General features: G+C 53.3%; 21 protein-coding genes. 17 read left to right on the plus strand and 4 right to left on the minus strand.

Annotated features, from left to right (window positions below):
* Positions 1-5 precede the first annotated feature (5 nt).
* From I2D94_RS10940 to nadE, 10 genes are all read left to right on the plus strand, one after another.
* Positions 6-3,731 carry a phosphoribosylformylglycinamidine synthase gene (locus I2D94_RS10940; protein ID WP_229056853.1) on the plus strand — a complete coding sequence of 1,242 codons (3,726 nt, stop codon included), beginning with the start codon at positions 6-8 and terminating at the stop codon, positions 3,729-3,731.
* On the plus strand, positions 3,728-4,753 hold the full coding sequence (gene purM, locus I2D94_RS10945) for a phosphoribosylformylglycinamidine cyclo-ligase (protein ID WP_195396917.1): 1,026 nt from the start codon (positions 3,728-3,730) through the stop codon (positions 4,751-4,753). Before I2D94_RS10940 ends, purM begins: the two co-directional genes overlap by 4 nt.
* Positions 4,750-5,316, plus strand: a complete 567-nt coding sequence (gene purN, locus I2D94_RS10950; protein ID WP_006060427.1) for a phosphoribosylglycinamide formyltransferase — start codon at positions 4,750-4,752, stop codon at positions 5,314-5,316. Before purM ends, purN begins: the two co-directional genes overlap by 4 nt.
* Before the next feature lie 7 nt (positions 5,317-5,323).
* Positions 5,324-6,580 carry a phosphoribosylamine--glycine ligase gene (purD, locus tag I2D94_RS10955; protein ID WP_195396918.1) on the plus strand — a complete coding sequence of 419 codons (1,257 nt, stop codon included), beginning with the start codon at positions 5,324-5,326 and terminating at the stop codon, positions 6,578-6,580.
* Positions 6,581-6,929: 349 nt separating this feature from the next.
* Positions 6,930-7,622 carry an AzlC family ABC transporter permease gene (locus tag I2D94_RS10960; RefSeq protein WP_195396919.1) on the plus strand — a complete coding sequence of 231 codons (693 nt, stop codon included), beginning with the start codon at positions 6,930-6,932 and terminating at the stop codon, positions 7,620-7,622.
* The gene (locus I2D94_RS10965) at positions 7,619-7,945 is read left to right on the plus strand and encodes a branched-chain amino acid transporter permease (RefSeq protein ID WP_072683344.1); all 327 of its coding nucleotides are present in this window, start codon (positions 7,619-7,621) and stop codon (positions 7,943-7,945) included. The genes I2D94_RS10960 and I2D94_RS10965 overlap by 4 nt, the downstream gene beginning before the upstream one ends.
* 114 nt (positions 7,946-8,059) lie before the next feature.
* Positions 8,060-8,734, plus strand: a complete 675-nt coding sequence (locus I2D94_RS10970) for a DUF969 domain-containing protein (protein WP_072683343.1) — start codon at positions 8,060-8,062, stop codon at positions 8,732-8,734.
* Positions 8,734-9,888 (plus strand): DUF979 domain-containing protein, encoded by a 1,155-nt coding sequence (locus I2D94_RS10975; protein WP_195396920.1) that lies wholly within the window; start codon positions 8,734-8,736, stop codon positions 9,886-9,888. Before I2D94_RS10970 ends, I2D94_RS10975 begins: the two co-directional genes overlap by 1 nt.
* Positions 9,889-9,967: 79 nt before the next feature.
* The gene (pcp, locus tag I2D94_RS10980; RefSeq protein WP_195396922.1) at positions 9,968-10,609 is read left to right on the plus strand and encodes a pyroglutamyl-peptidase I; all 642 of its coding nucleotides are present in this window, start codon (positions 9,968-9,970) and stop codon (positions 10,607-10,609) included.
* A 24-nt stretch (positions 10,610-10,633) separates the two neighbouring features.
* Positions 10,634-12,511, plus strand: coding sequence for an NAD(+) synthase (nadE, locus tag I2D94_RS10985; RefSeq protein ID WP_195396923.1), 1,878 nt, complete (start codon positions 10,634-10,636; stop codon positions 12,509-12,511).
* Positions 12,512-12,606: 95 nt separating this feature from the next.
* Here nadE and I2D94_RS10990 read toward each other — a convergent pair whose 3' ends face one another.
* Entirely contained in the window at positions 12,607-13,410 is an 804-nt protein-coding gene (locus I2D94_RS10990) for an SDR family NAD(P)-dependent oxidoreductase (protein WP_195396924.1), read from the minus strand.
* Positions 13,411-13,597: 187 nt separating this feature from the next.
* On the minus strand, positions 13,598-14,485 hold the full coding sequence (locus tag I2D94_RS10995) for a fructose bisphosphate aldolase (RefSeq protein ID WP_195396925.1): 888 nt from the start codon (positions 14,483-14,485) through the stop codon (positions 13,598-13,600).
* Between the two features lie 158 nt (positions 14,486-14,643).
* Between I2D94_RS10995 and rlmD the strand changes: the two genes are divergently transcribed.
* From rlmD to I2D94_RS11015, 4 genes are all read left to right on the plus strand, one after another.
* Complete coding sequence (gene rlmD / locus I2D94_RS11000) at positions 14,644-16,074, plus strand: 23S rRNA (uracil(1939)-C(5))-methyltransferase RlmD (protein ID WP_229056854.1); 1,431 nt, start codon at positions 14,644-14,646, stop codon at positions 16,072-16,074.
* A gap of 189 nt (positions 16,075-16,263) precedes the next feature.
* Positions 16,264-17,058, plus strand: a complete 795-nt coding sequence (gene yaaA, locus I2D94_RS11005) for a peroxide stress protein YaaA (protein ID WP_072683337.1) — start codon at positions 16,264-16,266, stop codon at positions 17,056-17,058.
* Complete coding sequence (locus I2D94_RS11010) at positions 17,018-17,725, plus strand: 5'-methylthioadenosine/adenosylhomocysteine nucleosidase (protein WP_072683336.1); 708 nt, start codon at positions 17,018-17,020, stop codon at positions 17,723-17,725. Before yaaA ends, I2D94_RS11010 begins: the two co-directional genes overlap by 41 nt.
* The gene (locus I2D94_RS11015; RefSeq protein WP_072683335.1) at positions 17,722-18,297 is read left to right on the plus strand and encodes a sugar O-acetyltransferase; all 576 of its coding nucleotides are present in this window, start codon (positions 17,722-17,724) and stop codon (positions 18,295-18,297) included. Before I2D94_RS11010 ends, I2D94_RS11015 begins: the two co-directional genes overlap by 4 nt.
* A gap of 107 nt (positions 18,298-18,404) precedes the next feature.
* On the opposite strand, the gene I2D94_RS11020 is transcribed toward I2D94_RS11015, so the two are convergent.
* Together I2D94_RS11020 and I2D94_RS11025 are read right to left on the minus strand one after the other, a co-directional pair.
* On the minus strand, positions 18,405-19,403 hold the full coding sequence (locus I2D94_RS11020) for an isocitrate/isopropylmalate dehydrogenase family protein (protein ID WP_072683334.1): 999 nt from the start codon (positions 19,401-19,403) through the stop codon (positions 18,405-18,407).
* Between the two features lie 102 nt (positions 19,404-19,505).
* Positions 19,506-20,393 carry a DMT family transporter gene (locus I2D94_RS11025; protein ID WP_072683333.1) on the minus strand — a complete coding sequence of 296 codons (888 nt, stop codon included), beginning with the start codon at positions 20,391-20,393 and terminating at the stop codon, positions 19,506-19,508.
* 84 nt (positions 20,394-20,477) lie between these two features.
* Here I2D94_RS11025 and I2D94_RS11030 point away from each other — a divergent pair, with 84 nt between their 5' ends.
* The 3 genes from I2D94_RS11030 (at position 20,478) to I2D94_RS11040 (ending at position 23,262) form a co-directional block, all read left to right on the plus strand.
* Positions 20,478-21,011, plus strand: a complete 534-nt coding sequence (locus tag I2D94_RS11030; protein WP_195396926.1) for an O-acetyl-ADP-ribose deacetylase — start codon at positions 20,478-20,480, stop codon at positions 21,009-21,011.
* A gap of 108 nt (positions 21,012-21,119) precedes the next feature.
* A complete protein-coding gene (gene uxaC, locus I2D94_RS11035) occupies positions 21,120-22,514 on the plus strand; it encodes a glucuronate isomerase (RefSeq protein WP_195396928.1) in 1,395 nt (464 codons plus the stop codon).
* A gap of 481 nt (positions 22,515-22,995) precedes the next feature.
* Complete coding sequence (locus I2D94_RS11040; protein ID WP_195396929.1) at positions 22,996-23,262, plus strand: DUF3892 domain-containing protein; 267 nt, start codon at positions 22,996-22,998, stop codon at positions 23,260-23,262.
* Positions 23,263-23,397: the final 135 nt, after the last annotated feature.

A 23,397-nucleotide genomic window follows, 5' to 3' on the forward strand; every position in this document is an offset into this window, starting at 1 on the left:
AGACCATGAGTTTGATAAACAAGCGTATCTTTGTAGAAAAGAAAGACCGCTTCCGCACGGAGGCCCAGGATCTGTATAACGAATTAAAGGAAAATCTGCAGCTGAGCGCCGAAGGTCTGCGGCTGTTCAATATTTACGATATCTTCGATATTGACAGCGAAGATTATGAAAAGGCTAAGAAAACCGTCTTTACCGAGGTCATGACCGACACGCTTTACGAAACACTGGATTGTCAGGGCAAGACGGTCATCGTCTGGGAAACTCTGCCGGGTCAATATGATCAGCGCGCCGACAGCGCGATGCAGTGCGTCAAGCTGCTCAATCCCGCTTCCGCCTGCCGGATTACGACCGGAAAGCTGATGATGCTGGAAGGGGAGGTCGACGGCGAAATGCTGAAGAAAATCGAAGCCTACGTCATCAACCCGATCGAATCCCGTGTCAAGGATCTGTCCCGCCTGGCGGTCGATCAGAATGTCGACGTCAAGCCGTTGGAACAATTCCCGCATTTCATTGAGATGGACGCCGCACAGATTCAGGCGTTTGTGAAAGAACACGGCTTAGCGATGAGCGAAGCTGATCTGGCTTTGGTTCAGCGCTATTTCCGCGAAGAAGAAAAGCGCAATCCGACGGAAACGGAAATCCGCGTGCTCGATACCTATTGGTCCGATCATTGCCGGCATACGACGTTTGAAACCTGCTTAAAGAACGTGACGATCACAACCGACCGCTTTGGCGAGCAGATCCAGCAGGCCTATGACCGTTATCTGCAGCTGCGGCACGGGTGCAACCGGGATGAGAAGCCGCAGACGTTAATGGACATGGCGACGATCAACGCGCGCGACCTGCGCCGTCAGGGAAAATCGCCGGAGGTTGAGGTCAGCGAGGAAATTAATGCCTGCAGCGTTTTTATCGACGTCGATCACGACGGTCAGACTGAAAAATGGCTGCTGATGTTCAAGAATGAAACGCATAACCATCCGACCGAGATCGAACCGTTCGGCGGTGCTTCCACCTGCATCGGCGGGGCAATCCGCGATCCGTTAAGCGGACGCAGCTACGTCTATCAGGCGATGCGCGTCAGCGGCTGCGGCAATATTTTAGAGAAACTGGAAGACACGATTCCGGGCAAGCTGCCGCAGAAAGTGATCTCCAAGAAAGCGACGCACGGCAATTCTTCATACGGCAACCAGATCGGTCTGCCGACGACGCATGTCCGCGAAATCATCCATCCGAGCTATGTCGCCAAGCACATGGAAGTCGGCGCGGTCGTCGGGGCGGCGAAGGCGGAAAACGTCGTGCGCCAGTCTCCGGAAGCAGGCGACGTCGTTATTCTGTTAGGCGGCAAGACCGGCCGCGACGGCATCGGCGGCGCGACCGGGTCCTCGAAGGAACACAATTTAAAATCCTTGGAAGTCTGCGCCAGCGAAGTCCAGAAGGGCAACGCTCCGGAAGAACGCAAGATCCAGCGGCTGTTCCGCAATCCGCAGTGCACCCGTCTGATCAAGAAATGCAACGACTTCGGCGCCGGCGGCGTCTGTGTTGCGATCGGCGAACTGGCTGACGGATTGGAAATCCATCTCGATCAGGTCCGCACGAAATATGCCGGCTTAAACGCAACGGAAATTGCGATCAGCGAAAGTCAGGAACGGATGGCCGTTGTCGTCCGGGCGGCGGATGAAGCGAAGTTCATTCAGCTGGCCGCGGAAGAAAATCTCGAAGCTTACCGTGTGGCGGAAGTCACCGATACCGCCCGCTTAGTCATGAAAATGAACGATCAGACGGTCGTCGATCTGGCACGCCGGTTTATCGACACCAGCGGCGTGCGTCAGGAAGCCAACGTGGAGATTGCCACGCTGGAAGGCGCCAATCCATTTGGCTGTGATAAGCCGTTAACCAAAGAGGCAATCCTGGCGACGATGGCGGAACCGAACGTCTGCTGTCAGAAGGGCTTGGGCGAAATGTTTGACGCGTCGATCGGCTCGACGACGGTCTTAATGCCTTACGGCGGCAAGACGCAGCTGACGCCGGCTCAGGCGTCTGTTCAGAAGCTGCCGGTTCTGGACGGCAAGACGACGACCTGCAGCGTGCTGACCTATGGCTTCAATCCGCGAATCATGGAATACTCGACCTATGTCGGAGCGATGGACAGCGTGCTGGAATCCATGGCCAAAACGGTGGCCTGCGGCGGCGATTGGGAACGAATCCATTTCTCTTTCCAGGAATATTTTGAACGGCTGAATCAGGATCCGCAGCGCTGGGGTAAGGTGACTGAAGCGCTGCTGGGCGCGATGCAGGTGCAGGACTATTTCCAGAAGGCCGCGATCGGCGGCAAGGACAGCATGTCCGGCACGTTTAACGACAAGCACGTCGTGCCGACGTTGATTTCCTTTGCCTGCAGCGACGCGAAGACAAACAATATCATTACTCCGCAGCTGAAAACTCCGGGCAACCGTCTGGTTGTTTTCAAACCACAGATCAGCGAGGAGGGACTGCCGGAGTTGTCCAGCTATAAGACGATGTTTAAGGCGGTCAGCGAAGGGATCCGTCAGGGCACGATCGTTTCCGCCTATGTCGGGGAAGAAGGTGGCGCGCTGGCAGCCTTGTTCAAGATGAGCTTCGGCAACCGCCTGGGCTTTGCCATCGAGGGCGGTCAGGAGCTTCTGCAGCTGCAGCCGGGATTGATCGTCGCGGAAGTTACGCCGCAGTTTGCGGATGAGCACGCGGCGGTGATCGGCGAAGTGAAGGCCGAGCCGCAATACCGCATCAATGAACTGAAACTGAGCCAGGACGAAGTGCTGGCCGCCTGGATGGGAACGCTCGGTTCGCTCTATCCGGTTTACAGCAAGGGCGAAGCACAGACGCTGCCGATCCGCGATCAAAAGCGTAAGCAAGATTACCTTTGCCGTCAGTCCAGCGTGGAGGTCCGCGTCCTGATTCCGGTTTTCCCGGGCAGCAACTGCGAATACGACACCCGCCGGGCGTTTGAGGAAGAAGGCGCGAAGGTTACGATCTTCGTGTTCCGCAATCAGAACGAACAGGCGATCTTCGATTCCATTGATCAGATGGCCGCGCTGCTGGACAACAGTCACATCCTGGCGATTCCGGGCGGCTTCTCCGCCGGCGACGAGCCGGACGGTTCGGCGAAGTTTATCGTCAACATCCTGCAGAATGAAAAGATCAAAGCGGCGGTAACCCGCCTGCTGGACCGCGATGGTCTGATCTTAGGCATCTGCAACGGCTTCCAGGCGCTGATCAAATCCGGACTGCTGCCGTATGGCGAAATCCGCACCCTGGACGAAACCAGTCCGACGCTGACCCGCAACCACATCAACCGGCATATCTCCAGCGTCGTCAGAACCCGCGTCGCCAGCACCTGCTCCCCATGGCTGCAGGGCTTGGAATGCGGCGAAGTCTATTCGATACCGGTGAGCCACGGCGAGGGCCGGCTGGTCGCGGATGAGGCGATGATCGAGCAGCTGTTTGCCAACGGCCAGGTTGCGTTCCAGTATTGCGATGAAACCGGCACGCCGACGATGGATCCGACAGCCAACCTCAATGGTTCCGACTGGGCGATCGAGGGTCTGGTTTCCCCGGATGGCAAGGTTTTGGGAAAAATGGGTCATTCCGAGCGTTACTTCACGGATGTCTTTAAAAATATTGACGGAGAAAAGAAACAGAATATTTTCGCCAACGGGGTAAATTACATCCGGGGCAAGGGAGGAAAAGCATGAGCACACAGTACGAAAAGGCCGGGGTATCCCTGGAAGCAGGGTATGAATCGGTACGGCTGATTAAGAAACACATTGAGAAAACCCGCCGCTTCGGCATGATGGGCGGCATCGGCAGCTTCGGCGGCATGTTTGATTTAAGCGCGCTGAACATGAAGGAACCGGTGCTGGTCAGCGGTACCGACGGCGTCGGCACCAAGCTGAAGCTGGCCTTTATGATGGATAAACACGACACGGTCGGACAGGACGTCGTCGCGATGTGCGTCAACGACATCATCGCGCAGGGCGCCGAACCGTTATTCTTCCTTGATTACATCGCGGTGGGTAAAAACCATCCGGAGAAAATCGAGCAGATCGTCAAGGGCGTAGCCGACGGCTGCGTGCTGGCCAACTGCGCGTTAGTCGGCGGGGAAACGGCGGAGATGCCGGATATGTATGATGAAGACGATTACGATATCGCGGGCTTTACGGTCGGCGCGGTGGAAAAACCCAAAATGATCACCGGAGAGAAAACCAAAGCGGGCGATGTGGTGATCGGTCTGGCTTCCAGCGGCGTGCACTCTAACGGCTTCTCGTTAGTCCGCAAGATCGTTCTGAAAGATAACCACCTTGATTTGAACACGAAGTTTGACGAATTGCAGGACTCCCTGGGAAATACGCTGCTGACGCCGACACGGATTTATGTCCGTCCGGTGCTGGAGGTGCTGAAGCAGGTCGATGTCCACGGCGTCGCGCACATCACCGGCGGCGGATTTTACGAGAACATGCCGCGCTGCCTGAACCCGGGCTTAGGCATAGAGATTCATCGCGGCACATGGGAAGTGCTGCCGATCTTCCATGTTCTGCAGCAGCTTTCCGGCATGGAAGAAAAAGAGATGTACAACGTCTTCAACATGGGGATCGGCATGATTCTGGTCGTCGATCCGGCCGATGCAGACGCGGCGTTGGAAATCTTAAAAGCTCAGGGTGAAAAGGCCACGGTCATCGGTGTGGTGACCGATCAAGAAGGGATTGACATTCAATGAAGCGCATCGCCGTCTTCGCTTCCGGCACCGGCACGAACTTTGAAGCGATTGCCGACGCGATCGAAGCCGGTCAGCTGAACGCGGAAATCACGTTGGTCGTCGTCGATAAGCCAGGCGCGCCGGTCATTGAAAAAGCGCAGAAACGAGGCATTGACGTGTTCGCGTTTAATCCGAAGGACTATCCGTCCAAGCCGGATTACGAACGTGAGATCATCGCCCGCTGTCAGGCTCACGGCGTGGAGTGGATCGCGCTGGCGGGGTATATGCGGCTGTTGTCGCCGGTGATGCTGGAAGCGTATGATCAGCGGATTGTGAATATCCACCCCTCGCTCTTGCCGGCGTTTAAAGGCAAGGACGCGATCGGGCAGGCGATTGAATACGGCGTTAAGGTGATGGGCGTGACGATCCATTATGTCGACGCGTCGATGGACGGGGGACGGATCATCGCTCAGCGCGCCTTCGCGGTGCAGCCGCAGTGGAGCAAGGAAGAAATTGAAGCGCAGGTGCATGCGATCGAGCATGTCCTGTATCCGGAAACGTTAAAAACGCTGGTGGAGGAATAAAGAAGCTATGGCAAAAGTATTGGTGATTGGCGGCGGCGGGCGCGAACATGCGCTGGCCTGGAAATTCGCGCAGAGCCCGCAGGTGGAAAAAGTCTATGCGGCGCCGGGAAATCCCGGCATGGCGGCGGTAGCCGAATGCGTAGCCATCGGCGTGCTGGAATTTGACAAGCTGATCGCGTTTGTTAAAGAAAAGGCGATCGACCTGACGTTCGTCGGCCCGGAAGTTCCGCTCTGCGAAGGAATTCAGGACGCGTTTGCGGCCGCGGGGCTGGCTGTGTTTGGGCCAAGCAAGGCGGCGGCCCGGCTGGAAGGCAGCAAGGTGTTTTCCAAAGCGATGATGCATAAATACAACATCCCGACCGCGGCGTATGCCAGCTTTTCCGATTATGAAGAAGCGAAAGTGTATTTAGAAAAGCAGCCGGTTCCGGTCGTTTTAAAGGCGGATGGCCTGGCCGCGGGCAAGGGCGTCATCATTGCCCAGACGCAGGAACAGGCCCAGGCCGCGCTGAAAGAAATGATGTGCGGGGGTCTGTTCGATCAGGCTGGATCTTCGGTGGTCATTGAGGAATACTTAGAAGGCGAGGAGTTCTCGCAGCTGGCGTTTGTCAACGGGACGACCGTGATCCCGATGGAGATCGCACAGGATCACAAGCGGGCTTTCGACCATGACGAAGGCCTCAATACCGGCGGCATGGGCGCTTACACGCCGGTGTCGCATTTATCCCGGGAAGTCGTGAGGGAAGCGATCGACAAGATCGTCCGGCCGATGGCTGCGGCGATGGTGGCGGAAGGCTGTCCGTTCACCGGAATTCTCTACGCCGGCTGCATGGCAACCGCACGCGGGGTGAAGACGATCGAATACAATGTGCGCTTCGGCGATCCGGAAACGGAAGTGCTGATGATCGCGCTGCAGGACGACCTGTATGAAATCTGCACGCAGGTGCTGAAGCATCAGGAAATGCCGCTGCATTGGTCATCGGAACCAGTCCTGGGCGTCGTTCTGGCCAGCCAGGGCTATCCGGAAAGCTCGACCAAAGGCACGCCGATCCGGAATCTGGAAACGGTAAACGCAACGGTGTTCCACATGGGAACCGCGGAAAAGGACGGTCAACTGGTTACTGCCGGGGGCCGCGTCTTGTTTGTCGCCGCCCAGAAGCCGACGCTGAAGGAAGCACAGGCTGCGGCGTATGCCGAGATCGCAAAAATCGACTGCGACGCGCTGTTTTATCGTCACGATATCGGCGCCCGGGGACTGGCGGATTAGTTGACAGAGCCCGCTCTTTGCGGTAAACTAGCGATACGGATAGGAGGGTGTCATGACGAAACCCAAGAAAACATTTCAGAAAATCTTGGTGATCGGCCTGGTCAGCTTCATCTGTCTGATGATGATCCTGAATACCATCCTGATGTTCTAATCGTTAAGGACAGTCAATCAGGTCGCTCATAAAAGGCTGCGCGGTGAAAGCCCGGGCGGGAATAGAAGCTAACAATGAATCAGGAAGCGGAAGGACAATGCGGAACTTCCGCTTTTCTCTATCGTATCCCCCGACAGGAATCTGGATAAGGAGAGGGAGACGACGGAATGCAAGAGTTTGATAAGGGGGAAGCAAGGTATGGATCAAACAAAAAAAGAGGCGCTGACATCTTCGCTGGCGGTGTTTCCCGGCTATCTGGTCGTCGGCATCGCGTTCGGGCTGCTCGCTCAGCAGCATCAGATCGGCTGGGGCTGGGCGCTGATGATGAGCGTACTGGTGTATGCCGGTTCGATGCAGTTTGTCGGAATTCAGCTGCTCGCGCAGGCGGCCAGTCCGCTGCAGGTCATCCTGATGACGCTGGCGGTGAATCTGCGGCATCTGTTTTACGGTTTTTCGTTTTTGCGGGAGTTCGGCGAACAGGGAGTGCGCCGCTTGTATCTGATCTTCGGACTGACGGATGAAACGTATGGTTTGTTATGTCAGAAGAAGCTGGAGAACAAAGCGGAGCCGCAGCGGCTGTATTTCTGGATTACGCTTCTGGATCAGCTGTGGTGGATTCTCGGCACGCTGATCGGCGCGGCTGCCGGGGCCGTCATTCCCTTTGATACGACCGGGATTGATTTTGCGATGACGGCGCTGTTTTTTGTCACCTGTCTGGATCAGCTGAAATCAGCGGTCACTCCGATTCCGACGCTGGTGGGTTTGATCAGCGCAGTCGCGGCGCTGATCCTGTTCGGTGCGGACGGGATGATTTTGCCGGCGTTGGTGATGATTGCCGCAGGTCTGCTCGGCTTGCGCCCGGTTTTGGAAAGAAGGGGGCTGAAGGCATGAATTCGTCAATGTTTTTAGCGATTCTGTTGATGGCGGGGGTGACGTTTCTTACGCGCTGGCTGCCGTTTGCGGCGTTCCGGCCAGGACAGCCGATCCCGAAGACCATCGCATACCTGGGGCAGGTGCTGCCGTTAGCGATGATGGCGATGCTGGTGGTGTACGGCCTGCGTTCTACGGACTGGCTGGGATCCAACCACGGCCTGCCGGAGCTTTTGGCGCTGGCGGTGACCGGCGTTATTCATGGCTGGAAGCGCAACAGTCTGCTCAGCATCGGCTGCGGCACGTTGTTCTATATGGTTCTGGTCCAGCAGATTTTCCGGTAGTCTGTAAAAAGAGGGACGCGGAAATCGAGGGAACAGGGCTTGAAAATTTTCCATTCAAGCCCTGGTGAAAATCTGGTATAATGGGAATACTCAAAAAGGGAAAGGAACTCAGTTATGGAATATTTGAAACTTATCGGCATTCTGATCATCGTAGTCGGATTTGCCTTAAAATGGGACGTCATTGCGGTCGTCCTGATTTCCGGTCTGGTCACCGGTCTGGTGTCCGGCCTGAACTTTATTCAGATTCTGGAGATCATGGGCAAGGCGTTTGTCGATAACCGCCTGATGTCGATCTTTTTGATCAGCTTTCCAGCGATCGCGCTGATTGAGCGCTACGGCATGAAAGAGCGCGCGGCGGAATTGATCGGTAAGATCAAAAATGCGACGGCGGGCAAGGTCTTATCCATTTATATGGTCGTGCGGATTCTGGCTTCGGCGATGTCGATCCGGCTGGGCGGCCACGTGCAGTTTGTGCGTCCGCTGATCCTGCCGATGAGCGAGGCGGCCGGCGAAACGTCGATTAAAAAACCGCTGAACGAAAAGCAGAGCGAGCGGATCAAGGGCTTGGCGGCCGCGGTTGAAAACTACGGCAACTTCTTCGGTCAGAATATCTTTTTAGGCAACAGCGGCGTGCTGTTGATCCAGGGGACGCTGGCGGCGGCCGGTTATGAGGTCACGCTCGGTTCGATCGCGCAGGCGTCGATTCCGGTCGGCATCATTGTGACGATCTTTACGATCATTCAGGTTCTGTTAGCGGACCGCAAGCTGAAAAAGGAGGCGCAGGCGTAATGGATTTAAAAACACTGTTAAACTGGGGCAGCGAGATTGTGTTCTGCCTGTGCGGTCTGGTCAGCTTCAACGCGGCCTGGCGCGGTCTTCAGAATGAAAAATGCCGGATCGGCACGTTTGTGTTCTGGACGATTCTCGGATTGATCTTTATTTTAGGCCCGTATATTCCGTATGCGCTGACCGGTGCGCTGCTTCTGGTGCTGGGCTGCCTGACGGCGACCAAGCAGGTGCAGATGGGCAAGTTTGTGCCGTCGGAGGCGTCGTTCCGCAAGGCGCAGGCGGACAAGCTGGGCAATAAGATTTTCCTGCCGGCGATCACGATCGGCGTTGTCGCCCTGGCTTTGTCAATGCTGAAATTTTCAGAGAAGACGCCGGTAATTTCTTTTCCGATGTTATGGGGGATGATTCCCGCGGCTGTGTGTGTGATCTTGGCAGCTGTGAAAGGAATCCTGGCGAGAAAGCTGCCGTCGGAGGAAAAGAAACGGGCCCAGCGGCAAGCGGTACAATGGGCCATCGCGGGTGGTATCTTAGTGGTGATCACGGTGATTTTAGCGCAGCTGAAGTTTAAAGTGGCCGAGGGCGGCGTGACCTTCCCGTCAGCGCTGGCAATCGGTCTGGCTTCGATCCTGGCGTACTTGATCGGCGTGGCGATCACCCGGCCGAAGTTTGCGGAAACGCGTGACGATACGGCGCGGTTATTGATGACGGTCGGCGCGGCGAGCCTGCTGCCGCAGCTGTTAGGCGCGTTGGGATCCGTCTTTACGGAGGCTGGCGTCGGAGCGGTGATTTCCAGTATTATGGCGAACGTTGTGCCGCAGGGCAGCGTGGTATTGGGCGTGATCGTTTATGTTGCCGGGATGGTTCTGTTTACGATGGTCATGGGCAACGCGTTTGCGGCGTTCTCCGTCATCACCGTGGGGATTGGTGTTCCGTTTGTGATCCTGCAGGGCGGAGATCCGGCAATCGTCGGCGCGCTGGGGATGACGGCGGGTTTCTGCGGCACCCTGATGACGCCGATGGCGGCGAACTTCAATATCGTGCCGGCGGCGGTACTCGAAACGAAAAACAAATACACGGTGATCAAGGCGCAGCTGCCGATGGCGCTGATCATGATCGTCGTTCACGTCGTGCTGATGCTCGTATTGGCTTTCTAAGCTTAATAAATTAAGATCAGGGGAAAGGGCGCAAGCGGATTCCCCTGGTCCGCGGATAAATAAAAAGGAGGACGTTGTGATGAAAATATTAGTGACAGGTTTTGATCCGTTTGGCGGTGAGAAAATCAATCCGGCCATTGAGTCGGTAAAACGGCTGCCGGAGGTTATCGGCGGTGCGCAGATCGTCAAGCTGGAAATCCCAACGGTTGTTCATCAATCGCTGGCCGTGATCCGGGAAGCAATCCGGAAGGAAGACCCGGATATGATTCTTTCGATCGGTCAGGCCGGCGGCCGGCCGGATATCACAGTGGAGCGAGTCGGTATTAATGTCGACGACTGCCGGATCGCGGATAACGCGGGCAATCAGCCGGTGGACGAACCGATTTATCCGGAGGGCCCGGACGCGTATTTTGTTACGCTGCCGATCAAGGCGATGGTCAAGGCGATGCAGGAAGCTGGGATTCCGGCTTCCGTATCCAACAGCGCCGGGACGTTTGTCTGCAACCATGTGACCTATGGCGTGCGTTATCTGATCGAGACGGAATTTCCGGGCAAACGCTCCGGTTTCATTCACATTCCGTATCTGCCATCGCAGGCGTCGACAAAAAAAGGCATGCCGTCGATGGAGCTGGATACGATTGTGAAGGGTCTGACCGTGGCGATCGAAGCGATGATTGAGCATCAGGAAGATGTGAAGATTACCGGCGGAACGATCTGTTAAAAAAGAAGCAGCGGGGGCAGAAACATGAAAATCGCGTTAGGACAAATCAACGTTAAACAGGGGCAGCCGACGGAAAATCTGGCGGCCATGCGTGAAATGATCGCACAGGCGAAAGCGGAGAGGGCAGATTTGATCGTCTTTCCGGAGATGGCGCTGAGCGGCTACTGTCTGCAGGACAAATGGCTGGATCAGGATTGGTGCGCGTATCTGGAAAGTCTGAACGACGAGCTTCTGGCGTTGTCGCAGGGGATCGGAATCCTCTATGGCAATCTGGGAACCCGGCCGATTGGTCAGGCCCAGCGCGGGCGTGACGGACGCCCGGTGCGCTACAACGCCGCTTATTTCTGTGCTGACGGTCAGTGGGTGAAACGGGAAAACAGCAGTTTGGATGGGATGTATATCAAGCATCTCAATCCGGATTACCGGGTGTTCGACGATTCCCGATATTTCCTGTCCGGAATGGAAATCGCAATGCGGAATCAAACGCCGATCGAGGAAGGGCTGCGGCCGTTTCTGTTTGAGAAAGACGGTCAGACCTGGCGGATCGGCGTTGAGATTTGCGAGGATCTGTGGAGCGAGGATTATGCGCTGGATGTGACGGACGCCTATTTAAAGCAGGACGTCGATCTGATCGTAAATCTGTCCTGCTCCCCCTGGACGCTGAATAAAGAACGCTCGCGGGATAAACGGGTGCGCCAGCATGCCGCTTCGGCGCAGGGAGCCTTTGTGCCGCTGGTTTATGTCAATGCCTGCGGGATGCAGAACAACGGCAAAAATGTAATGGTGTTTGACGGCGACAGCACGATTTATGATGAACAGGGCGAACGCCAGCTTTCGCTGAACGATCAGTTTGAGCCGGAGTGCCGGATCGTTAGCCTGCATGAGCGCGAAGTTCTTACGCGCCAGCCGGAAACCAAGCTGATGCGCGCGTTGGTCAGCGCGATCCGGGAGTTTGACAAGCAGATGTTTTCACCGAAGATGAAATGGATCGTCGGTTTGTCCGGCGGGCTTGACAGCAGCATCACTTCGGCGCTTCTGGTTTACGCGCTGGGCGCTCAGCGGGTTGTCGGCTACAATATGGCCAGCCGGTATAACAGCCTGACGACGAAAAACAATGCGAAGGCACTGGCGGAACGCCTGGGGATTTTGATCCGTGAGGGCAGCATTGAAAAGATCGTCGACGCGACGGTCGATACGCTTCAGGATTATGGCTATCCGCAGGCGGAAGGGCTGGCGCTGGAAAATATACAGGCCCGGCTGCGCGGCCATTTGTTGTCAAGCTTTGCTTCAATGGAAGGCGGCGTGATCGTCAACAATGGCAATAAGGTGGAAGCGGCGCTGGGGTACTGCACGCTGTATGGCGATGCGATCGGCGCGCTGTCACCGATTGCCGACTGCACGAAGGTCCAGCTGTTTGACCTGGCGAAGCAAATTAACGCGGCGTTTGGCCGCGAGATTATTCCGGCCAACCTGCTTCCGGAAATGGACGGTGACCGCCTGATCTGGGAATTCCCACCGTCAGCCGAGCTGAAAGATGATCAGCGGGATCCGATGAAGTGGTTTTATCACGACTGGCTGATTAACCAGCTGACGGAGTATCCGGGCGGCCGGGTTGAGGAAATCATGAACGACTATTTGCAAGGGCGGCTGCAGACCAGCGAGATCGGACGCTGGCTTCGGTATTATGGGCTGGACGAGCCGGAAGCTTTTATTCAGGATCTGGAATGGGTGCTGCGCACGATGCAGGGCGCGGTGTTCAAACGGATCCAGTTCCCGCCGCTGATTCTGATCAGCCGCGGTGCGTTTGGCAGCGATGTGCGCGAGGCGCAGATGCGCCCGGAAGCAACGAAACGCTACCGTCAGCTGCGTGAACAGATTCTGGCCATGCCGAAGCCGTGTTAATGAATTAAGCGCATACTCGAATTGAAAAGAAAACGCTGAGGTGAACAGGATTACTCCTGTACGGCTTCAGCGTTTTTTGTTATTGTATGTTCGGATCAGTGTTTCCGGTCAGCGCTCAAATCGATCATGTCGGCATAGACCGGTGTCGGCAAGCCGAATCCGCCATGCACCGCCATGACCTGACCGGTCGTGTAGGCCGCATCGTCGCTGGCGAAATAAACCACGGCGGCCGCGATTTCCTCCGGTTTACCCATGCGCTGGATCGGTGTGTGCCGCAGGAAGAAATCCTGGAATTCCTTGGACATGTTGTTCATCACCGCATCGGTTGCGGTCTGGCCCGGGCAGACGACGTTGACGCGGATGTTGCTGCGGGCGGTCTGCACGGCGATATTTTTTGATAAATAGATGATCGCATCCTTGCTGACGGCATAACCAATCCGCGCGATATCCGGCGTCAGTCCGCCGATGGAGCTGATGTTGACGATACTGCCGCCGCCTTGTTTCTTCATGTGCGGAATGACCGCCTGGCTGCTGACGAAAACGCTGGCCAGATTGATATCGACCGTGGCCTGGAAATCCTCCCAGCGCGTGTGTTCAATGTCTAAATCTGTCTTGGGATCGGAGGTGCCGAAATTGTTGACCAGCACGTCGATCCGGCCCTCCAGCTTGACGACTTCTTCGATCATCGTGCGGTAGGATTCTAAATCGGTCGCGTCGTTATAAACGGTGCGGACGCGGTAACCCATCGCATTCAATTCCTCAGTCCGCTGGCTGGCCCGTTCCAAATTCCGCGCGGCCATGTAAACGATTGCGCCTTCCTTTGCGCATGCCTGTACCGTCGCTAAGCCGATGCCCCGCGTCGAAGCGGTAACCAATACTACTTTGTCTTTTAATCGCATAGTTTTCTCCTTGATGTAATGGTTTAATTATAAACGCGAAGACTGGAAAAAAATATCAAAATGACCGGCCTGTCGTTAGAAAATAAAACAAACAGAGGCAAAGAACGGCGGGAAGAATTGAAAAAACAGGGCGAAATCAGGGAATATCCCAAGTTCGTCCTGTTTGTACGGGTTAAACTTCGTTTGCTTATCGGATGGATGCGTTGTAAATAGTCTGGATCGATTCCTGCAGCAGCGCATTGAATTCATCGTCAGTCTGCTGCGCCTTAAGCCCTTCGGTCAACGCGCGGGAGAAGCTGGCGATTAAGCCTGGATTGCGCGCCAGTTTTTCGTTGGCTTCCTTGCGGGAGTAGCCGCCGGATAACGCGACGACACGGACGACATGCGGATCGTTCATCAGATCACTGTAGAAACCATCAACTGTCGGAATCGAAAGCTTAAACATCAAACGAACATTGTCCTTCAACGTTTTCAGATGACGTTCAATTTCCGCTTTCAGCAGGATTTCGCATTTTTCCTTGTCCGGCAGGGTGATGTCGACTTCCGGCTCCAAAATCGGAACGAAGCCGGCTTTTGCGATTTCAAGACCGATTTCAAATTGTTGATCGACAATCGCGCGGATGCCGTCCGGATTTGCACCTTTGATCACGGAGCGCATCTTTGTGCCGAAGATATGCCGCTGACCTGCTCTCTCCAGCAATTCCTTCAGATTGCCGATCGGCTTCATCAGCTGAACGTCGTTCTCTAACGGGGCCAGGCCTTTGTCAACCTTGAGAATCGGAAGAATGCCTTTCTTTTCCCACAGATAGTCGGCGGTGTACTGGCCTTCAATCTGACGGTCCATCGTCATTTCAAACAGGATGGCTGCCAGGATATGCTCGCTGGTGAAAGCCGGACTGGTGATGATTCGTGAGCGCATCTGATGGATCAGATCGAACATCGCTTCCTCGCCGTTGTACTGATCTTCCTCGATTCCATACAGCCGAAGAGCTTTCGGCGTACTTCCTCCACTTTGGTCCAGAGCGGCGATAAAGCCTTTGGCGGAATGCATTCGGTTCAGTTGTTCTTGATTCATGCGAAACCCTCCTTTTCTCTTGCCCGGGATGAATCAGTTCATCTCTAAGTTCATGATAGCACTTTCTTTGTGAAAATACCATGCCCGCAATGCGGCGGTCAGAAACAAAGCACTGCCGCCCGCGGTTATTTTATGATATGATGGTAACGGTGATAGAAATGAAAGAAAAGAAAAAGGATCCGATATTATCAGTTCGGACAAAGTGCATTCAGCTTGATGCTTCCGGCAAAGGGCTTGTTAAAATAAAGGACGAAAAGGTTTTGATCGAGAATCTGCTTCAGGGCGAGGAAGTTGAGTTGGAATATACACGGGGAAGGGGCATTCGAGTCGTATCCGCGGTCCGGCTGACGGACAGTCCGCTGCGGGTGAAGCCGCGCTGCCGGGTGTTTGATCGCTGCGGTGGATGCCAGCTTCAGCATGTCGATTATCCTGCCCAGCTGGATTGGAAGAAGGAAAAGGTCCAGCAGCTTTTAGGACGGTATGGCCGGGTGCATGATGTTTTGGGCATGGCAGAACCGTGGGCTTATCGCAACAAGGTGATCGCGACGTTTTCACTCAGTAAAAAAGGAAAAGTCATCGCCGGGATTTACGAGGAGGACAGCCATCAGCTGGTACCGTATTCGTCATGCTGGATCCAGGATCCGATCGCGGAGAAAATTCTCGCCACGGTATGCGAGCTGATGACGGAATTGCGGATCGAACCGTATGATGAGGATCAGCGGACAGGGTTGGTCCGGCATTGTTTGATTCGCGTTGGGCATGTGAGCCGCGAGGTGCTGGTGTGCCTGGTCTGCGCTTCGCCGATCTTCCCGGCCCGCAAGCAGCTGATTCAGCGGCTGCGCCAGCGGCATCCGGAAATTACGACCATCGTCATGAACGTGAATTCCCGCAATACCAGCGTCGTTCTGGGATCGCAGGAGCGAGTGCTCGTGGGGACCGGAAAAATCCAGGACGAGCTTTGCGGACTGAAGTTTTCGATCGCCGCGAAGTCGTTTTATCAGATTAACTCAGTTCAGACCGAGGTTCTCTATGGGAAAGCGATGGAGCTGGCCAATCTGACCGGCAAGGAACGGGTGCTGGACGCGTATTGCGGGATCGGGACGATCAGCCTGGTCGCCGCGAAGGCGGCGAAGGAGGTCGTCGGCGTGGAAGTCAATCCGGTATCGGTCAAAAACGCGATTGAAAACGCGCGCATGAACCATCTGCGCAACGCCTGGTTTGTGGAGGCGGATGCCGGTTTGTTTATGGAACAGGCAGCGCGGGAAGGGCAGGCTTACGATGTTGTGTTTATGGATCCGCCGCGGGCCGGTGCGGATGAGCGTTTCCTGAAGTCGTTATGCCGGTTAAATCCGGATCGGATCGTGTATATCTCGTGTAATCCGTCGACGCAGGCACGGGATTTACGGCATCTGACGCATGAGGGGTATCAGGTGCGTTCGATCGTACCGGTCGATCTCTTTCCGATGACATCACACGTGGAGACAATTTGTTTGTTAGTCAAAACCCGGCCGAGCAGTAAAACCTCGGCGCCGTTAAGCCAGCGGCGGCCGTCGGCGGAGATTCCGCCTGTTTGTGCAGAGTGCAAATAATTAAACTTTCAGAATTAAGGCTAAGAAAAGTAGAAGAATACTTTTGAATTTCTGGCCCTATGTTTACCTGTTTTCTATCTCTGAAATATATCATCGAAACAGAGAATCTAGGAAAAAAACTAAAAATAGAGAAGCGATATCCCAAAAAGTTGCGCTGGAAGTGTGAACAAAGAAAAAGGAGGCTAAACGATGTTGTGTATCATCGCGCCGGCAAAGCGCATTAAAACAGACGAAGTTTTTATATCGCCCAGACATCAGCCTTTCTTTCTTGAAGACAGTCGGAAATTGCTGCCAACCCTCAAAGCGCTCAATCAGGAACAACTGCGCAGACTATTGAAATGCAGTCCGCAGATTGCCGAAGAAGCAAGAAAGCAGTATCAAATCCTGGATCTGAATAAGGAAGGGACACCCGCGATTCTGAGCTATGACGGTATTCAGTACCAGACGATGGCGCCGCATGTATTTACGGATGAGCAGCTGGACTACGTGGAACGCCACGTCCGGATTCTCTCCGGATTTTACGGTCTGCTGCGGCCGCTGGATGGTATCCATCCGCATCGCCTGGAAATGGATTCTCCATTAAGAACACCCGCGTTTCGCAGTCTTTATGAATTTTGGGGCGATCGTTTATATCAGCACCTGGCTCAGTCAGATTCTGTTTTAATCGACTTAGCCAGCGCTCAGCATGCCCGCAGCGTCAGCCGATATGCGGCTTCGCCTGTCCGGTATATTAAATGCTGGTTCTATGAAGAAACCGGGATGGGGCTGCGGGAGAAGGGTGTTTATGTAAAGATCGCACGGGGTGAAATGATCCGCTATTTAGCGGAAATCCGAGCGGACAATCCAGAACAGCTGAAAACGTTCAATCGGCGTGGTTATCGTTATCAAGCCAAACTTTCGAATGATCATAATTTTGTGTTTACCCGTGACAAAGGAGAAACCTATGAAACAAAAAATCGGAATTATCGCGGAGGCCGACGATGAAATTCAACCGTTGATCGCGCAGATGCGAATCGAGAAAACAGAAGCAGCCGCGATGCTGAAACTCATCGAGGGGACATGGCAGGGACAATCCATCACTGCGGTACGCTGCGGCGTCGGTAAAGTGAATGCAGCTTTAGCAACTCAGCTGCTGATCGATAAGCAGGTATCCGTTGTGATCATGATCGGAACGGCGGGGGCGTTGGATCCGAACTTAAGGATCGGGGACGTGATCATTATCGAGCGATGCACCTATCACGATGTTGATCATTCGGGTGTTTTGATTCATTATCACCCCTATATGAAAGACCTGTGGTTTCTCAGCGATCCGGACTTGGTTCATCTGGCAGAACGCGCTGCCGGTCAGGGAAACGGAGAAGGAAAAATCCGGACAGGCCGGAGCGTCAGCGGAGATCAGTTCATTGATCAGGCGGGACGCTCATCAATAATTGAAAAATTCAATCCGGATTGCGTCGATATGGAGAGCGCCGCGGCAGCCCATGTTTGTTATGTCAACCAGATTCCGTTTTTAGCATTGCGCGCAATTTCCGACACGCCGCATCAAAGCGGTTCAAAAGCATATCATCAGAATTCTTCCTGGGCCGCGCTTCAGGCGCTGACTCTGCTGGAAAGAATGATGGGCGAGCTGGGAGAAAATAGACCGGAATGAATGAAAAAGAAAAAATGATTGCCGGCATGAACTATAATCCGCTGGATCCGCAGCTGATTCTGCTTCGTGACCGGGCTTCCCGGCTCTGTCATCGCTATAACAAGAAAACCTTTCATGAAGTGAATCTGCGCAGCCGCCTGTTGCGGAAGCTGCTGCGGACTGAGGGCAACTTCTGGGTAAAGCCGCCGTTCTATTGCGATTACGGTTTTAATATTACATTGGGAAACGATGTGATGTTGAACTATGGCTGCGTACTGTTGGACGTCTGTCCGATCATAATCGGCGATAAAACGCTGATCGGTCCGAACGTTCAGCTGCTGACGGCCTGTCATTCGCTGGATCCCAAGCTGCGCGAACAAGATGTGGAATTCGGAAAACCGATCACAATCGGCCGAAATGTCTGGATTGGCGGCGGGGCGATCGTTTGTCCGGGGGTGACCATCGGGGATAATACGGTGATCGGAGCCGGCAGCGTCGTCACGAAGTCCATGCCGGCGAATGTCATCGCCTATGGAAATCCGTGCCGGGTGCAGCGGCGGATCGATCTTGATCAGAAACCGGATGAGTTTTAACCAGAAAAAAAGAGAAATTCCAGTTTGGCGTTGGAAGCCGAAAGCGGAATTTCTCTTTTTAATTGACTGTAATGAAAGCAAGCTGAGATCAGAATTTCTCGGACAGCTTAAAGCCGAGCGATCAAAGCGTCGGTAAACGCGGTGGTCGTCGCGGTTCCGCCTAAATCGCGCGTGCGGACCGGAGTGTCGCACAAAACGGAAACCAACGCCTTGTGAATCCGCTGAGCCGCGTCTCCATAACCTAAATAGTCCAGCATCATGCAGGCGGATTGAAGCAGGGCAGTTGGATTCGCCAGGTTCTTTCCCGCGATATCCGGGGCAGAGCCATGCACGGCTTCAAAGATTGCGATTTCCTCATTCCGATTCACACCGGGAAGCAGCCCCAGTCCGCCGATCAAACCGCTGGACAGATCAGAAAGGATATCACCGTATAAATTCGGCATGACCATGACGTCAAATTGCTCCGGATGCATGACCATCTGCATACACGCGTTGTCGACAATCAGATCAGTGGCTTCGATCTGCGGATACTGCGCGGCGATCTCCCGGAAGATCCGCAGAAACAGGCCGTCGCTTTGTTTTAAGATGTTCGCTTTATGCACGCATGTAACTTTCTTCCGCTGATGAGCTGCCGCGTATTCAAATGCCGCCTGGATGATTCGCTGTGAAGCGGGACGGGTGATCCGCTTGATCGCTTCTATCGTATCCTCGTCGATCTTCCGTTCCTCGCCGATATACAGATCTTCGGTATTTTCCCGGAAGATAATCAGATCGACATTCTCATACCGGGTTTTCACACCTTCCAGTGAACGGGCTGGCCGGATGTTCGCGTACAGGTCAAACGCCAGGCGCAGCTGGACGTTGACGCTGCGGAAGCCCTGACCAACCGGCGTCGTGCATGGCGCTTTAAGCGCAATGTGATTTTTGCGGATCGACTGCAGCGTGGCTTCCGGAATCAGACTGCCGGTTTGTTCCAGCGCGGTCTGTCCGAGCGTTTGGCGGTCAAAGGTCAGGGGGAGCTGGAGCGCTTGTAAGACGCGGACAACCTGAGCGGTGATTTCCGGGCCGATCCCGTCGCCTTCGATCAAAGTAATTGTTTGGGTCATGGCTGATGCCTTCTTTCTATTTGCTTTTAAGTGTACCGCAGGAAAGAAAAAATGAAAAGAACAAATTGAAAAAACAAAACATTATCTTTGAAAAATCTTTCTTTATGAAGAAGTCTTTTCAGGCAGTCCCGCTTCTTTCTCCAGCCGGCTTAAGCGCCAGGAGGTTCCCAGAATCAAGACCGCGCCAACAAGCTGAATGGCGTTAAGCTGTTCGTGAAGGAAGATAACAGAAAAGAAAATCGCACTGACGGGATCCAGATAACTGGAAAATGCGGCCGTGGTGCTGTCTAAACGCGGCAGCGCGCTAAAGTACAAGGCGTAAGCCAATCCGGTGTGCACGATGCCAAGCAATAATAGAAGACCCCATTGCAAAAGCGATATTTTAAGGCCGTTCCACAACATCGGCTGAGTTAAAAGATAACTGAATAAAACCGCGGCCGCGATCAAAAGCTGAAGGCAGGAGCTGTCCAGGCCGTCGACCTCTTTGAAATAGGGGTTGATCAAAATAATCCCAGCATACATGAGCGCGGCGATGAGGCCAAGCCCGATGCCCAGTCCTGGATGGATTCCCAGAGCGGAACCGGGATTGATCAACAGACAAAGACCCGTCAGTCCCAGAACTAAAAGCAGCGCGGCTTTTCCGGAAAAACGATGGGAACGAAACAGCACAAACAAAGCAACGAGAATCGGCGCCAGATAATAACATAAAGTGGCGATCGAGACCGTCGTCAGCCGGTAAGCTTCAAACAGGAAGACCCAGTTGGAGCCTAATAAAATGCCGGATATCAACAAGGCGATCCGGGATTTGCGGCTTTGCGGAAGGTGCGGCGGTTTGCGGCGAAGGCATTGATACAGGAATAAAAAACAACCGCCGATCGCGGCACGGAAAAAAGCGATAAGCGCTGAGGACAGAGTGAGCTGGCGGACAAACAATCCCAGACTGCCGAAAATCAACATCGCGCTGATCAGCTGGATCTGACTTCGTTTCATACCGGATTCACCTTGCTTTCCACTTCTTCTTAGTTATAGAATAGAAAAGAAGCAGATCGCTGTCAATGAAAAGAGGGCAAGAATATGATTACTTTTATTCAGGGGGATATCACTTCAGTGCCGGCCGAGATCATCGTCAATGCTGCGAACCGCTCATTGTTGGGCGGCGGAGGCGTCGACGGGGCAATCCACCAGAAAGCGGGTCCGCAGCTGTTGGCGGAATGCCGGACTCTGCATGGCTGTGAAACCGGTCAGGCGAAAGTGACAAAAGCTTATGATCTGTCATGCCGCTGGATTATCCATACTGTCGGTCCAGTGTGGAGCGGAGGCCGACATCAGGAAGTGGATTTGTTGGCAAGCTGTTACCGGCAGTCGCTGCGCCTGGCTCGTCAGCTGCAAAAGGAACACAGGCTGTCCTCGCTGACGATTGTTTTTCCGTGCATCAGCACAGGCATCTATCATTTCCCTAAAGCGCTGGCCTGTTCAATCGCTGTGGACACGGTGCGGGACACGTTAAGCGAGCTGCAGGCTGAAAAGGAGATCGATGTCATTTTCTGCTGCTATGAAAGCGAAGATGCGCAGCTGTATAAAAGACAACTGGATAATAAAGGCGATTAGACGGCAGACTTATAAAAAAAGAGACTTAAAAATGGGAAATCTAATGATTTCAGAATCCGCGGATTCGCAAAACGCGGTATACTGATGAAAAGAGGGAAGGGCGAGAAGATGAAAAAATTTATGGACGAAGATTTTCTGCTTCAAAATGATACGGCGAAACGATTATATCATCAGGCGGCGGAGACGATGCCGATCCTGGACTATCACAATCATCTGGAACCGCAGGTTATTTACGAAGACCGCTGTTATCCGGATATTGCGGAAGTCTGGCTGGGCCGAGACCATTATAAATGGCGGGCGATGCGGGCTGACGGCATCGGCGAGGATAAGATCACAGGTAAGGCCAGCGGCCGGGAAAAATTTGACGCCTGGTGCGCGGTGATGCCGGATTTGATCGGCAACCCGTTGTATCATTGGACACATCTGGAATTAAAACGGTATTTCGGCATGGATACGATTATCTGTTCGGAGAATGCCGATCAGATTTGGGAACAAACCAACGCGATGCTGAACACGCCGGAATATTCGGTGCGGAACCTGCTTCGGAAAATGAATGTTAAGACGCTGTGTACAACGGATGATCCGCTGGATGATCTGCGCTGGCATAAATTGTTGAAGGCTGACTTTGAAATCCGGGTGCTGCCGGCCTTCCGTCCGGATCCTGTTTTAAACATTGAGAAAGAGGGTTATCTGGAGTATCTTGGAAAGTTAGCTGAGCTGACAGGCGAAGACTGCGGCAGCTGGGAAGGGCTGAAGGCTGCGTTGAAAAAACGTATGGATCATTTTGCCGAACAGGGTTGTAAATTGAGCGATCATGCGTTAAACGGAGATTTTTATGCGCCGGCGGATGAGGCTCAGATTCAAAAACTGCTGGACCAGAAGAAAGCCGGCCAGCCCCTTACGATCTCACAGCTGCGTCAATACCGCGGCGCAGTGCTTGTTTTTTTAGCCAGTGAATATGTGAAGCGGGGATGGGCGATGCAGCTGCATATCGGCGCGCTGCGCAATAACAATTCACGAATGTTTGCCAAACTGGGGGCGGATACCGGATATGACAGCACGGATGATCCGATGATCGCGGGTCAGCTGAATTCGCTGTTGGACGCGATGGAACAAAACGCAGGCGTACCGAAGCTGATTCTGTACAGTCTGAACTCCAAGGATTATGAAGTGTTGGCCACCGCCGCCGGGAATTTTCAGGATGGAAGCCTTCCTGGCAAGATCCAGCTCGGTTCGGCTTGGTGGTTCTGCGACCAGAAGCGCGGAATGGAAAAGCAGCTGGATACGCTGGCGGAGGTCGGCTTGTTATCCCGGTTTGTCGGGATGCTGACGGATTCGCGCAGCTTCCTGTCTTTTCCACGGCATGAATATTTCCGACGGATTCTCTGCAATAAGTTAGGAACCTGGGTTGAAAATGGGGAAGCGCCGCAGGATTGGACGCAGCTGGAGAAAATGGTCAGAGATATTTGTTACGACAACGCCGTTCGGTATTTTGAATTCTAAAAAATAATGGCCGCGACAGTAATGTGAATCTTACCATCGCGGCTATTATTCGTTGATAATGATGCCAACATGAATCTGCAACCATTTCAATCCACAAGCTAATAAACTTGACAAGCTAAGAAAATGCAGATTCAATCCCCAAGCTATTAGCTTGACACACTGAGAAGACACAGACAATATGTTTCTCAATTTAAAAATCATCAACTAAATTGTTGATAGTGTTATTATACAGAGAATAAAAAAAGAAAACAAGAAAATTTGATCAACATTAATACTTCAACCGAATTATTTTATTGACAATAAGAAAATAATGTCATATTATGGATGTGTAAAGAAAAGAACAGGCCAGAGGCCCGTCCTCATCTCCTAACATTTAATGTTAGATCAAATTTAACAAACTCATTTTAGCATTAAATGAGAGTCAGATCAAGATTGGGATTTTGCTGGTCACCTTTTCTTTACTAGAAAGGGGGAATGAAGGATGCATTATGTTAAAGCCATTAGAATAGGAATTAATAATCCTCATTCAAGTAACCACAATGAAATATCACAATTATACGTTAATGAACATTGGCTGGATAAAGAATGTTTATATGATTACCTGAAATCAAATCCGAATTCTATTGCTGTAAACATTTCGCCATATCCTCGTTTAATTCCAAAGATGAGTAAAAATGGTGAAAAATTTGTAGCATCTGAACCAGATGCTGTCATGGATGACAATTTACTGAATTTGCCTAAGAAATAGGAAGTGCTAAGAAATAGGAAGTGAATAAGACTGGATATTGAATTCCAGTCTTATTTCATACGAAGTGGATACCACGTGCTATGCGCGTGGTGCCAGAGCTTAAAGTGTTAAAAAAACAAATACCCTCCGATATAA

Source organism: Holdemania sp. 1001302B_160321_E10, assembly GCF_015552275.1.
In the GTDB taxonomy this organism is placed as follows: domain Bacteria; phylum Bacillota_I; class Bacilli_A; order Erysipelotrichales; family Erysipelotrichaceae; genus Holdemania.